Consider the following 13802-nt stretch of genomic DNA (forward strand, 5'->3'; position numbering starts at 1 on the left):
CCCGGCCCAAAATCCGGCCCTCCGGTCCGCTAGAGTCTTTCCCTATTTTTACCCGCTTTCCATCCCGGGAGAATACTCTCCGTACCTGGCAGCCCCATTGCACCTGGCCCGCTTGAGCAGTGCAGCCTGGGCTGCCGGAACATTTTCGTCTTTGCCGGCCCATACCTTCAAGGGATGTTCCTGGAGGGCCCGGCCGTAGGAAAAGCTCAACTCCCAGGGATGGGGGCCTTTCTGGTTCATGGCATTGAGATGGGCCGTTGCCAGTTCGGAACTCTGGCCCCCGGATAAAAAGGCAATTCCGGGTACGGCAGCCGGAACCGTCCGCCGAAAAACCCGGATGGACGCTTCCGCCACGGTGTCGATTTCTGCCTGTTCCGGGCAGGCATCCCCGGAGGTCACCATGCTGGGCTTCAGGACCATGCCTTCCAGAAAAACCCGGTGAAGGACAAGTTCGGAAAAGACCCGCTCCAGAACCCATTCGCTCACCCGGTCACAGGTATGGATATCATGGCCGCCGGTCATCAGGATCTCCGGCTCCACAATGGGCACGAGTCCGGCATCCTGGCTCAGGGCCGCATACCGCGCCAGGCCATGGGCATTGACATCCACGGCAAGCCGGGAAGGCCGATGATCTCCGATATGGATCACCGCCCGCCATTTGGCAAATCGGGCTCCCTGGGCGGCAAAGGCGGTCAGCCGCTTGCCCAGACCGTCCAGTCCCTGGGTGGCCTTTTCCTCCCGGGTTCCCGGAATCCGGGCCAGGCCCTTGTCCACCTTGATTCCCGGGATAATGCCCCGCTGTTTCAGCAGCTCGGGAAAAGGGGTACCCTGACTGTCCTTCTGGCCAAGGGTCTCTTCAAAAAGAATCACCCCTGAAATAAAGTTCTGGACATCCGGGGCCGTGAACAACATCTCTCTGTAGGCCTGCCGGGTTTCCTCCGTGGAGGCCAGGTCAATGGCATCAAATCTTTTCTTGATGGTGGGGCTGCTCTCGTCAGCCGCCAGGATTCCCTTGCCCGGCGCCACCATGGCATCGGCCGTATCTGCCAGGCCGGCTCTCAATTCGTCGGATAAATGATACATACCCATGTGTATAACTCCTTATGGTCATTACTGGTTCAGATTTCAGTGAATTGCCCGTGCGATTTCCCGGATATGGGACACATCGGTTCCGCAGCAGCCCCCGAATACGGAAAGATCAGGAAGACGGTCCTTCAGGGCACGGTACCATTGTCCCAGGGCCTGGGAGTTTCCCTCATCCAGCTCGGTGGACGCATCCAGTTCCTCATGGGATTTTTCCGAGGCATTGGCCCGGATTGCTCGAATCCGACGAACCCAGGGTTCACCGCTTTTCAGCGCCCCATTAAAATGAACCGGATGTGCACAGTTGATCATATAATACACCGGGTAGGCACCCGTATGATCGTCCAGTTCCTGAACCGCGTCCTTTAACGTCTTCCCCGAAGGCAGCCTGCCGTCAGTTTCCGTTGTGAATGAGATCACCACCGGCATATTTGAAGCCTTTGTCGCCAGGACAATCCCCTCTGCCTCTTCATTGTAGTTGATGGTAAAGGCAGATACCAGATCCGCCTCTGTCCGGCTCAAAATATCGATCTGTTCCCGGTGGTACTCTTCCGCCTCGCTGACGGTAAGCTTTTCACTCACCTGATACCCATCCCCATAGGGTCCGATGCAGCCGCTGATCACCATGGGGGCTCCCGGCATTTCAAATTCACGGCGCAGGTCTGCCAGCATGGATATGGCACTTGCATTGACGGATTCAAGCTGATCAACATCATATCCTATTTTCCGGGCCCATGCCCTGCTGGCCCGCCATGTCGGGCTTTCCAGAATGAATCCCGCACCCTGTTCCCGGGCGGTCCGGATATAGGGTAGATAATAGTTTCTGAGGGTTTCAATCCCGTTTGCCTGATCCAGAAGAGTAAAAGCCGCAAATTCAGGCAGATCCAGATGATGGTGAAAGACCAGGGTGGTCTCAAGTCCGCCGTCTGTTAAAAACAGGCCTGTGGAATTTATGGGTATACTGTCTCTGTATTTATACATGATCGTTCTCCATACGATGTTCTTTGGAAATACCATGCCGGAACAGCATAGAATAGAACCCACCGCGCCGACATTATCTTACAAAGTTAGGCATGGATTATAAAAAATCAACCGGAAAATAAATTTCCGGGTTCAGGAGGATAAGGGATGTTTCTTCTTTTGGAAAATTACAGGAGCCTGGGAGATGAGCATCCCGCACAGCATGAGAAGACAGCCCAAGACCCCTTTCAGGGAAAGGGTTTCGGACAGAAGCAGCCAGCCGCCCAGAACGGCGAATACCCCCTCAAGGCTGAGGATGATGGCGGCATGGGCCGGGTGAACCCTTTTCTGGGCATAGACCTGTAAAGTATAGGCAACCCCCACGGAAAAAAAACCGCCGTAAAAAATGGGGAGCCAGGCCTGGAGGATGGAACCGAGCCTTACCTCTTCCATGGCAAGGGCCGTGAGCATACTGAGAACACCACAGAACAGATACTGGTAAAAGGCCAGTTTGAGCGTATCCACCAGTGGAGAAAAACGGGAGATCACGATGACATGAAGCGCCCAGAAAAAGGCGCTCACAAAAACAAAGAGATCCCCTTTATTGATGCTGATATTTCCCTTGATGGAAAGAAAATAAAGGCCGGCCAGGGACATGACCGCTCCGGCCCAGCGGCTGATCCCGGCCTTCTGACCGATGAAGGCACCGATAAAGGGAACAATAATGACATACATACCGGTGATGAAGCCTGCCTTGCCCGCACTGGTGTACACCACCCCGATCTGCTGAAAAGAGGAGCCCAGGAAAAGGAGTATCCCCCCTGCCCCGCCGTAAAGCATGGTAATGCCCTCGTTCGCCGTACCGAAAATAGTTTTCCGGCTTATGGCCGGCAATGGATCTGTCCGTTTTTCATGGGTCTGCATCCCCAAATAAAGAAGGGGAACAAGGGAGAGGGATCCCAGCAAAAAGCGGACACCGTTAAAGGTGAAAGGCCCCACAAAGGCCATCCCTGCCCGCTGGGCGGTAAAGGCAAGCCCCCAGATGATCGCTGTCACCACCAGTAAAAAATCATTTTTTAAAAATTGCATATTCATTTGCCGGAGGTTATGGCATATCGTTTCCAGGCCTGCAAGCCCTTATGCGTTTTACCCCAAAAGAATGTATCCTTGATTTAAAAATTAAGATTCATTCAAGCACCCTTGGAAGGGTGAAGGGACATGCCTGTATGGTCAGAGACAGGAAACAATGTCAAAAAGTATACCCCATGGAAAAGTGAAGCCTGCCTGATCCCTCTCCGGAATGGGGGTCCAGCTTCCATCCGTAGAGAAAACCGATGGGGCCCACCGGTGTCATATAGCGCAGCCCGACGCCGACGGTGTTCTGGAAATCATCGGTTCCGCCGGGGTTTTGGGCTTTCCGGACTGCGCCGGTATCGTAAAAGATACTGCCTTCCAGGTTGAGCCCCAGATCATACCGGACCTCAATGGTGGCCTGGATGATTTCACGTCCTCCCACGGCCTCGCCCTCGGCATCATAACGCAGGAGGTTTTCGTCAAATCCCCGGACGCTGGCGGTCCCCCCCAGAAAAAAGAGCTGGTCATCCGGAATCCGGCTGCTGCCGCCATAGGGGGATATAAATCCGTACCCACCCCGCAGGGCAATGACCAGGGGATCGGCCGGGGAAAAATAAAACCGGGTATCCAGCCGGTACCGGATAAAGTCATCCAGATTGTCATCAATGCCCTTTGAAATATCAGTTTCAAAATTCACCAGCCACCCTCTTTTCGGCCGGACATAGGAATCTGTAGTCCGCAGGATCAGACCCGGACTGGCAATCAGCACATGACGCGGGTCATAGGCATCAAGTTCCTCGACCTGCAGCACCCGGTCAGTACTCAGATACTGCTCCCTCCGCTCGTAGGCAAACCCGAGGCTGCCGGTCAAATTATCCGATACCAGGGACCGGGAAATTTTTTGGGACGCCCCTATCGTCCTTGTTCCGAACTCTTTATTGAACTCTTCCCGGTCCTCCCCGAAGATCCGGGTATAAGATGTCACACGGGAGGAAAACAGCCTCGGATTGGTTACGGACAGGCCACCCTTGTACCCGATCTGACTGATTTCCGCTCCCATCTGAACATCCAGGTCCTGTCCCCAAAAGTTATGATCTCCCACCGTGGAGTTTGCATAAAAATGGCGCTCGGTGTCATACCCGGCCCCGGTTTCAAAAAAATAGGGTTTTTTCTCTTCAACGGAGACGATCACATCTACCTCGCCGCCAGAATTTTCCAGACCGATGGTCTGGAAACGGACCGTATCCAGGGCATTGATATCCAGCATGTTTTTCCGGCTCTCAAGCAGTTTTTTCAGGGAAAAGGGATCATTGGACCCCATCTGCATTTCTCTGTCCAGTATGGAGGGGTCGGTCCGGAAATTCCCCACAAAGACCACCTGACCCATACGGATGTACTCCCCCTGGGCCACGGTAAAAGTCAGATCAACACCGGTGCCGTCCCCATTGAAAACCGGCCGGGCCTTGACCTGGCAGCGGGGATATCCCAGCTCTGAAATCCGTGCCATGAGGCTTTTTTCATCCTCTTCCATCATATAAGACCGAAAGGGCTGCCCCGGAGTGAGGCGTAAAAAAGAGACTGCCTCATCCCGGGACAGGACTGACAATCCGTCAAACCGGAGGTTTTCCACCAGGGTCTGGGGACCTTCCTGGATCTTAAGATTGATATGGACGCCGACCTGATCGGGCATATCCCCTGCCCGGGTTTTCCGGAGGGTCTTTTCCACCCGGGCCCGGGTAAAGCCCTCCTGCAGGTAGAGCGCCCGGACCGCACGGATATCTTTATCCAGCTCCTCCTTGGAATAGGCGCCGGAATAAAGGGGAGTTTTTTCCCGGGTCAGCAGGCTCTGCCGGATCTCTGCCCCGGGGATCTGACGGTTTCCTGTGATCTCAACCCCGATTACCCGGTAAAACAGCCCTTCTTCAACGAAGATGGTCACATCCTTGACCTGCCCCCGGTCCCCTTCCTTCATGGCCTCCTGGCGGGATACCTTTACGTCCGGAAATCCCTGTTCCTCATAAAAGGCCTTGATCCTGCGCATCCCCCTTGCCATTGCGCTGCCTTTGAGATTCCCGGCCTTGGCCAGCCCCAGCAGGGGTTTGAGTTTGGATGATGCCAGGTGGGCATTTCCCTTAAAACGCACCCGGTAAAGGGGCCCTTCTTGAACTTGAAAAACAACCGTCACCTGTCTGCCCGCATCCAGGCCGAGGACATCCGGTTTGATCTTGACCTCTGCAAATCCTTTATCCCGGTAAAAGTCTGTAAGGCGCTTGACATCCCTGCCCAGGTTCCCCTTGACAAATCGTCCGGACGCGCCGGGCAGTATTGAGGATCTCCAGGTACTGGTCCTGGGCTTTAATCTGGCCGATGAAACCTGTTGATTCCCCTGGAACCGGACCTGGTCCACCCGGTAAAAATCTGTCTTTTCCACATCCACCTCAACAATATAATTGCCGTCTGCCGGATCTTTTGGAGCGGAAACCGAAATGCGGGGATTGATAAAGCCCTGGCGCTGATAAAGGGTAGTGAGCCGTTCTTTCTGCCGGGAAAGCCTTTCAGCAGAAAAGGCGTCCCCGACATGCAGGGTCATCACGTTGAGAACCTCCTGGCGGAACAGGGGAAAGCTGTTGGAAATGCGGATATCCTTAACCCTGCCAAAGGGAATCAGATCAAATGAAAGTTCAACCCCCTGGCCGGTTTCCCCGGGATCCGGCACATGGATGGAGGAAAAAAGCCCCGATGCTGTAAGCCGCTCAATGGCCCGGGCCAGCTTTGCCGGGTCATAGGGATCTTGAACAGAGATCTGGATCAGATTTTTGGCTCTATTCTGCCACTCTTCTTGGGAAGGAATCTCCGGCGGCAGTTGAAATTCAATTTGACGAATGGGGTGCCCGGTTAATCCGTCTTTGCCTGCCGGCACAGACCCGGCACGGACATCCGGGCCTTTCAGCAGGACCAGGCAGAGGCCCAGAAGGCCTGCGAGTCTGAAACCCATTCTGAAAGAGAATCTGTGAAACCGTTTTTTGCCAATGGCTTGATCCATCATCTGAACTCCAGCCGGTATGTAAATCCCCCGCCAAAGGTGCCGTCGGTATCCTGATACCCGTTCATCAAAAAATTTTCCAGAAGCCTGTAGGTGGTGTTGACCCGCTGAACCGGCTTGCCGTCTTTGATGTCTACACCGTAACGGATGCTGATCTCCCGGGACAGCTCCGCTCCAAGGGTAACATTGACCCTGGATGCGCTGTCACCCGTATCCTCTCCCGTGCGAACCTCAAAGACATCCAGACCCATAGCCTCCTTGATGTTTTTCCCAAGGGTGTCGGACATGAGCGATGCCAGGATCTCTTCCGGTGCCGGCCTTCCCCCGCCATCGGAAAGCCTGAGTTCCCGTGTGGTTTTGTTGAAGGCAATAAGGGAGAGGATATCGGCATGGGCTTCCGACGGGTCAGAGGAAAACTCAAGATTCAGGTCATCCAGAGTGCCGGAAACGGCCAGGGTAATCAGCCAGTCCCGGATCTGGGTCTGCCCCTCAATGTCGATCCGCGGCTCGATCCGGTAGGGATCAATAAAGTCGATCACCCCTTTTTTCACCTCAAACTCCGCACGGTTATAGCGAATCACCCCTGTTTCCACCTGGGCCCGGCCGGAGAGTACCGGTGCCCCGGCCGTGCCGCCGAGGATAAGATCCGGGCTGATTGTCAGATCGGCCAGGTTGTTTTCCACGGTCATGGGCTGCCGGCGGAGGATCTGGACTTCCAGGGCAATTGTTTTCAAAAAATCAGGCAGCGAATGGGAGTCCACGGGCTCAACCTTCCGGGTTCTCCGTATGGCAGCGGCCACCAGGTTGAGATCCACATCCCGGTAATAGAGTCCTTCCAGAAGAACCACCTGCCCTTTCAGCCGGAGGCCAGTGCCGGCTCCGGTCAGTTTTAAATCGCTGTTCAGGGATAGATCCATGGTTTCCGGCACGGCAACCGGCATCTGCTGGAGAGCAAGGGAGAGGTCCATATCCTGGATTGTTTGACCGGCAAATTCGACCCTGCCGCCCAAATCAAAACTGCCTTTGCCCAGAGAACCCCTCACCTGCTCCACTTTCAATGTCTGCGGGTCAAGACGGATATGCCCGCGGATGTTCTGAAGCCGCTGTTCCACATTTGCCAAGGTCATGGCCAGATCCTGGAACCGGAGATCTGCGCGGACCGCCGGATGGAAAAAAGGTCCCGTGACCGATCCTTCTACCTGTACCGTTCCGGAAGGGTCGGTGACGGTATCGGTCCAGAGAGAAATTATTTCCAGGGGGATCTCCCCTGAGACCTTCATATCCAGCCTCTGTTTGAATCCGCCGCGGCCTTCCACATGGAGACGGCCGGATTTTCCCAGCACAACCGTGGCCGGAAGCAGCCGGAAGGAACCGTTCTCCGCAGATGCCGACCCATTCTCCATTGAGGCGACTTCCTTTTCATCCATAAAAACGGCCAGTTGCGCCACCTCTGCCGAGGCCCGGATCTGTTCCGGTGAAGTTATGGGGCCCCTGGCCTGAATTTTTCCGGTCAATTTCCCGCTAAATCCCTCCAGCCCGGCCAGGCTGAAATAGGGAGACAGCTCCAGGGCCCCGGCAGAGAGGTCAATTGCAAGCAGTCCCGAGACCCGGTCATAGCTGCCCTGGATCCTGGGGCCGGCATCTCCTTTAAAGGTTATCCTCTGGTCCTTGATCCCAAGGCTCAAATCCAAGGCCAAAAGGGCCTGACCCCGGACCGACAGATCAAGGGCGGCCAGCCTTCCCTTTACCAGGGGATTTTCCCAGGTCCCCCGGATATCAAAATCCCAGTCCGCCACTCCCTCAAGGGGGATTGATTCATAGGGCCAGATTTGGCTCAGATCAAAGGCTTGGGCTGTCAGACCAAGATCAAGCCCTTTGTCCGCCAGGAAGACTTTGCCCCTGAGATCCAGGCTCCCGCCCGGACCTGTGAAAATTCTTGCCCTGTCCAGACTGACCTGATCCGGAGTGAATCCCATATCCACCACGACTTTATGGATTGTGCGGCCCTGGGCCAGGATATCCTCTCCCTCCAGGTGAAGCCTTCCCAGGGGGCGGTTCAGGCTGCCGGTAATCCTGGTGTCCAAAGAGAGGCTGCCGGCTGACCCGGGCCAAAAGTCCTGGACCCGGATATCGGTTCCGGCAAGCTTCAGGTTGATGGCCGGCTCTGTTTCCGGGGAAGTTTTATCCCCGGCCCCGGGGAACCGAAGATCCCCTTTTCCGGAAATTGTGGATTTCCCGATGACGAGAAAAACCCGGGAAAGGGTCAGGGTATTCTTCTGCCAGTCCGCGGCCAGGTCCAGATTCCCCATCCGGATTTGATCTGCACTTCCCCGGGATTCCCCTGCATCTGCGGCCCCTGTCTGTTCCTTACCGGGCAAATAATAAAGATCCCCTGCCCGGATCCGGGCCTTGGCCAGGGGTGCGGCAAAGGTCCCGTGAACAGAGACCTCACCGTTTACCCTGCCCTGAAGGCCGGTTTCAGGAAATAGGTCATTCAAATCCGCGTTTTCAAGCCGGGTCTGGATCTCCAAAGGAAAGTCCATGGACCCATCCGGCAATGTCCGGGACAGATCCATCCAGCCCCGGGCTGTCAGGCGAAAGTCCTGTGCAGACAACTGGGCCTGTTCCAGGGCCACCCTGCCGGACCGGTCCAGGAAAGCCCGGGCATTCAGATCTCCCAGAAGAATCCCCCGGACGGAGAGCCCGGAACCGGATAGGGTTGCCCGGACCTCGGGACCGGCAACCGGACCATGAAGCCGGGCATCCACTTCCAGACGGCCGGCTCCCCGGACATCTGCCACAGGCGCCAGGATACCGATATCTTCCACCAGGGCCTCAACGGTTGCGTCAAGGGTCATGGCTTCCAGATCCAAATGCCCGGCCCCCTGCAAACGGCCGCCGGCAACTTTCACAGAAACCTGATCCAAATCCAGAATCCTTCCCCGGACCCTGCCGGATACCGCCATCGGTCCGTCCACAGGCATGGCCAGGCCCGGCGCCTGCAAGCCTTCCAGATCCAGATCTGCCTTGATCCCGGCATCCAGGTCTGCAAGGGAAATTCCCGTTCCCCTAAGCCTTATCCTCCCCCCTGCCCTGCCCCGGATCCCGGCCCCGGCCGATGCCGCCATTCCAAGGTCAAGTCCCGGGAAGGACAGGACAAGATCATAGCCCAGCTGCTCCGGGCAAACAGCCCCTATCCCCTTGGGAAGCACCCGGGACAGGTCCAGCCGGCCGTCCAGGGCCAGGCGCCCTGCCCGGGTTGTGGCCGTGGCCGGCCCCAGAAGCAGATTCCCATCGGATAACCGGCATTCCAGCCGGATATCATCGATTTTGTGCCCCTGGGCCTCAATCTTTTCCGAATCCATTTTCAGCCGGACTTCAGGATTCTCCAGGGACCCTTTCAGCGCGATTTCCAAATCCATCCGCCCCCTGGGGCCCTGCCGGTTCAGGGGGTGAAGAAAATCGGGCAGCCCCGGCAAGACCCGGGCCGCAAGGTCTGCGGCCTTTGAAATGTCTATGTGGGACCGAATCTCAAGATCAGTGACAGGCGTTGAGGATAGATCCGATATTTGACCGGTGAGCGACACATCCATTCCGCTGACAGCGGCACTGGCAAAGATCCGGGACAGGGTGTCCTTTGCCAGCCTGGCCTGGAACCGAAATGGTTCCAGGGGGAAAACCTGATCCGCCCGTTCCAGATTTCCCTGCCGGATATCCACAGCCAGTGTCGCTGCCCCGCGGTTCAAATTGAATTCGTTAATTTGGATATCGATCCCGGAAAGGTTTGCCTGGATGTCCTCGGCCGGCAGGGCCAGTGTCAGGCGGCCGTTGGTAAGGGTACAGGCGTCTACCGACAGGTTCACCGGAAAAGACGGTCCAACGGAGCCATTGGAAGGTGTTCCGTCCGTCAGGGCCGCAACCAGGTCCAGGGTTCCGTCCGGGGCAGAGGTGATATCAAGGGCCGGTGAATCCATCTCCGCTGCCAGGATATGGATTTGACCTGTCAGAAGCCGGTGCCAGGAAAGGGTAATCTCTATCTTGTTCACCCGGGCCAGCCGTTTTTCCCCTGGGCCGTACAGATCCAATCCGGTCAGGGAGAGACGGCTTTGGAGAAAATTGATGTCAACGGATTCGACAGAGATTCTGCCCGGGATATGCCGGTTGACCTGCTCCGTTATCAACCGCTGACCGGCCGGAGAATCAAAAAATACAGCCAAGCCCCACAAAAGGGCAATTAAAATTCCGGTTAAAAGCCCTGCGGCCGTTAAAATTAACTTTACCTGTCTGGACAATGGTTTTCCTTTACTTCCTCTGGATAGAGAAAACAATCCCGGTCTTTTCATGGAAACACCAGGAGGCTCACTTTACTTTTTACGTCGAAGACCCTTCAAAATCCAGGGTTCTCCCTGTCAGGCCTTCGTAAAATGGGAAATGGATGCATTTGTCCCTGATCCTAGGCAGGGCACGGGTCCGTTCCAAGATTTAAGCACTTAAAGAGAAGGTGTCAACTGAACAAAAATATATGATCTGGTTTGCGCCCGTGGTCGGACCAAAAAATTACAGGATTTCTTGACAACTCAACCATATAAGTGGTAAGAGCGCTCCTTTGGTATTTTTTAGTATTATTGAATAAAATTAATTTATATTGAAGTCGGAACCTCGTCTTGCGAAAAAATGCATGATTTCCCCCAGCCAATATAAAAAACCAAAGGAGAGCGTAAAAATGAAAGCATTCAAATGGATGATCCTGGTTCTGTTGATGAGCCTGGTCACGGGAAACGGCGCTTTTGCGGAAAAACCCATCAAATGGAAAATGGCCTCATCCTGGCCCAAAGGCACCATGGTCCAGTGGGCGGCAGATGAATTTGCCAACAGCGTCAACACCATGAGCGGAGGACGCCTTGAAATCAAAAGCTATGCAGCCGGCGTTCTCATGGGAGCCCTGGAAATCACCGACGGTGTCCGCATGGGAACCATTGATGTGGCCCACTGCTCTCCGGCCTACCAGATGGGCAAACTGCCTGCGGCCCCCCTTTTCGGCTATATCCCCTTTGGAATGGATGCCGTACCCTATCTGACCTGGATTTACCAGGATGAGGGCATGGCCCTGTACAATGAACTCTATGAAAATTACAAACTGGGGTATGCCGCCCCCTGCGGAATTCTTCCCACGGAGAACCTGGCCTGGTCCAACAAACCCATCAAAACCATGGCCGATTTCAAGGGACTCAAGTTCCGGACCTCGGGATACTGGGGGGAAATCCTTTCCGAAGCCGGCGCATCCGTAATGATGCTCCCGGCCGGCGAGATCTACGAGGCGCTCCAGCGCAACGTCCTGGATGCCGGTGAGTTCAGCATCCCCTCCATGGACAAGGACTTATCCTTCCATGAAACCGCCAAGTACCTTCTGGTTCCCGGTATCCACCAGCCCAGTACCTTTCTTGACATTACCATTAATAAAAAGTCCTGGGAAAAACTTCCCGGAGATCTGAAAGAGATTGTCAAGGTGGCAGCCCAGGCGGTAACCATGAGAATGCTTACCTATTGTATCGACAAAGACATCGACGCCATGGCCTTTTTCAAGGAAAAAGGAGTTGAGATCCAGTACCTGAGCCCTGAAATCCAGAAGGAACTGGCAAAAACCGCCAAGGCCCTCATGGATAAGAAAGCGGCAAAAGACCCCTTCTTTGCCAAGGTGCTCAAGTCCCAGAGAACATTCAGAGCCGGGTATAACAGCTACAAGAAATTGATGACCCCGGATTACGAATAAGGAAAACCCCAGTTTACGGTTGATCCAATGTTTTTTACACTCATAGATCGGATAAGCGAACTCACGGGCCGGGCCATTTCATGGCTGGTGATCCTTCTGACACTGGTTCTGGGATATGAAATCTGCGCCCGGTACCTGTTCGGGGCGCCCACCAAGTGGGCATTTGACCTGAGCTATATGATCGGGGGAACCTTCTTTCTCATGGGGGAGGCCTATACCCTGAAGCACCGTCAGCACGTCCGCATCGATATCTTTTACGGAAGGTTCTCCCCGAGAACCCGGGCAGGGATTGATGTCTTTTTCTATCTGCTGCTCTTTTTTCCGCTCTGGATCGGTATTCTCTATGCCCTTTTCCCCTATGTGGCCTTTTCATGGCAGATGGGGGAGCGCTCCATGCAGGGATACTGGCAGCCCATTCTCTATCCCTTTAAAACGGTCATGCCCATCGGTGTGGGCCTGTTCCTGCTCCAGGGAATTGCAGAGTTCTGCCGCAGTCTCCGGGTATTGATCAAAGGAGAGGCAGCCCAATGATAGAGAGTCTGATGACACCTGAACTCCTGGTCCTTTTCATGTTCGGCGGACTCTTTGCCGGCATTTTCCTGGGGTTTCCCACGGCCTTTGTCCTGGGCGGGGTGGCCATGATCTTCGGGTTTGCCAATATGGGACCGGACATTTTCGGTCTCTTTATCACCCGCCTCTTCGGGCTGATGAAGAACTATACCCTTCTGGCCGTGCCCCTGTTCCTGTTCATGGGTGTGTTCATGGAAAAATCCGGGGTGGCTGAACGGCTGTTCCAGGCCATGCACCTCCTATGGGGGGGCATGCGCGGGGGGCTCGGCATCAGTACCATTGCCATCTCCGCCCTGTTTGCCGCGGCCACCGGCGTGGTGGGAGCCTCTGAAGTGACCATCGGTCTCATGGCCCTTCCGGCCATGCTCGGCAAGTCCTATGACAAGTCCCTTGCCTGCGGCAGTGTCTGTGCCGGAGGCACCCTGGGGATTCTCATCCCCCCCAGCATCATGATCGTTATCTACGGCCCCATTGCCCGGATCTCCGTGGGCAAGCTTTTTCTGGGGGCCCTGGTGCCGGGCATTCTGCTCAGCCTGCTCTATATGATCTATATCGCCGTCCGGTGCTATTTCAGGCCCCAGGACGGTCCGCCCATGGCCGAAGAAGAGCGGAACGTTCCGCTTTCCAAAAAGCTTATGCTCCTGGCGACCTCGGTCTTTCCCCCGGCCCTCTTGATTTTTTCCGTTCTGGGATCCATCTTTTTCGGAATCGCGGCTGTGACGGAAGCGGCAGCGGTCGGTGTGGCGGCCAGCATCTTTCTGGCGGCCTGTTACGGGCGGCTGACCTTTTCAACGGTGAAAGAGGCATGCACCCAGACCCTGACCATTACCAGCATGATTCTCATGATCGCCATCGGGGCGTCCTTTTTTTCATCGGTATTTGTGGCCCTGGGCGGGGATGATGTGATCTCCAGCCTCTTTCTCAACCTGCCCTTTGGCAAATGGGGAATTCTGTTCACCATCATGGCCCTGCTGGTTATCGTGGGGATGTTCATCGACTGGATGGGCATTGTCTTTATCATCGTCCCCCTGATCAGTCCCATTGCCGCCCAGCTTGGGTTTGATCCGGTCTGGTTTGCGGTACTGGTCATGGTAAATCTCCAAATCTCCTTCTTGACGCCTCCCTTTGCATACTCCATCTTCTATCTCAAGGGAATCACTCCCCCGGAGGTCGAAACCACGGATATTTACAAGGGGGTTCTGCCCTTTGTGGGCATGCAGGTTCTGGCCCTGCTGCTCTGTGTTCTCTTTCCCCTTCTGATCACCTGGCTGCCCAGCCATTTGATCAAATGACAGGTTTTAT

8 protein-coding genes are annotated in these 13802 nt (G+C 55.3%); 3 read left to right on the plus strand and 5 right to left on the minus strand.

Annotated features, from left to right (window positions below; all coding sequences use genetic code 11):
- Window positions 1-48 precede the first annotated feature (48 nt).
- The 5 genes from F608_RS0100480 to F608_RS0100500 form a co-directional block, all read right to left on the minus strand.
- Complete coding sequence (locus F608_RS0100480; protein WP_022663650.1) at window positions 49-1089, minus strand: class I fructose-bisphosphate aldolase; 1041 nt, start codon at window positions 1087-1089, stop codon at window positions 49-51.
- A gap of 36 nt (window positions 1090-1125) precedes the next feature.
- Complete coding sequence (locus F608_RS0100485; RefSeq protein ID WP_022663651.1) at window positions 1126-2064, minus strand: homocysteine S-methyltransferase family protein; 939 nt, start codon at window positions 2062-2064, stop codon at window positions 1126-1128.
- A 132-nt stretch (window positions 2065-2196) separates the two neighbouring features.
- Window positions 2197-3132 carry a DMT family transporter gene (locus F608_RS0100490; RefSeq protein WP_022663652.1) on the minus strand — a complete coding sequence of 312 codons (936 nt, stop codon included), beginning with the start codon at window positions 3130-3132 and terminating at the stop codon, window positions 2197-2199.
- Between the two features lie 160 nt (window positions 3133-3292).
- Window positions 3293-6163 (minus strand): outer membrane protein assembly factor BamA, encoded by a 2871-nt coding sequence (bamA, locus tag F608_RS30260; protein ID WP_022663653.1) that lies wholly within the window; start codon window positions 6161-6163, stop codon window positions 3293-3295.
- The gene (locus F608_RS0100500; protein ID WP_022663654.1) at window positions 6160-10452 is read right to left on the minus strand and encodes a translocation/assembly module TamB domain-containing protein; all 4293 of its coding nucleotides are present in this window, start codon (window positions 10450-10452) and stop codon (window positions 6160-6162) included. The genes bamA and F608_RS0100500 overlap by 4 nt, the downstream gene beginning before the upstream one ends.
- Before the next feature lie 431 nt (window positions 10453-10883).
- Here F608_RS0100500 and dctP point away from each other — a divergent pair, with 431 nt between their 5' ends.
- From dctP to F608_RS0100515, 3 genes are read left to right on the plus strand one after another with little or no spacing between them, the layout of a single operon-like run.
- Entirely contained in the window at window positions 10884-11930 is a 1047-nt protein-coding gene (gene dctP / locus F608_RS30265; RefSeq protein WP_022663655.1) for a TRAP transporter substrate-binding protein DctP, read from the plus strand.
- Between the two features lie 27 nt (window positions 11931-11957).
- Window positions 11958-12461 (plus strand): TRAP transporter small permease subunit, encoded by a 504-nt coding sequence (locus F608_RS0100510; protein ID WP_022663656.1) that lies wholly within the window; start codon window positions 11958-11960, stop codon window positions 12459-12461.
- Window positions 12458-13792, plus strand: coding sequence for a TRAP transporter large permease (locus tag F608_RS0100515; RefSeq protein WP_022663657.1), 1335 nt, complete (start codon window positions 12458-12460; stop codon window positions 13790-13792). Before F608_RS0100510 ends, F608_RS0100515 begins: the two co-directional genes overlap by 4 nt.
- Window positions 13793-13802 lie beyond the last annotated feature (10 nt).

It is taken from the genome of Desulfospira joergensenii DSM 10085 (genome assembly GCF_000420085.1).
Classification (GTDB): Bacteria; Desulfobacterota; Desulfobacteria; order Desulfobacterales; family Desulfobacteraceae; genus Desulfospira; species Desulfospira joergensenii.

Excerpts from the sequence above, each read along its gene's own strand:
- F608_RS0100485 (WP_022663651.1), bottom strand. The coding sequence starts at position 2,064 with ATGTATAAATACAGAGACAGTATACCCATAAATTCCACAGGCCTGTTT.
- bamA (WP_022663653.1), bottom strand. The coding sequence starts at position 6,163 with ATGATGGATCAAGCCATTGGCAAAAAACGGTTTCACAGATTCTCTTTC.
- F608_RS0100510 (WP_022663656.1), top strand. The coding sequence starts at position 11,958 with ATGTTTTTTACACTCATAGATCGGATAAGCGAACTCACGGGCCGGGCC.
- dctP (WP_022663655.1), top strand. The coding sequence starts at position 10,884 with ATGAAAGCATTCAAATGGATGATCCTGGTTCTGTTGATGAGCCTGGTC.
- F608_RS0100490 (WP_022663652.1), bottom strand. The coding sequence starts at position 3,132 with ATGCAATTTTTAAAAAATGATTTTTTACTGGTGGTGACAGCGATCATC.
- F608_RS0100515 (WP_022663657.1), top strand. The coding sequence starts at position 12,458 with ATGATAGAGAGTCTGATGACACCTGAACTCCTGGTCCTTTTCATGTTC.
- F608_RS0100480 (WP_022663650.1), bottom strand. The coding sequence starts at position 1,089 with ATGGGTATGTATCATTTATCCGACGAATTGAGAGCCGGCCTGGCAGAT.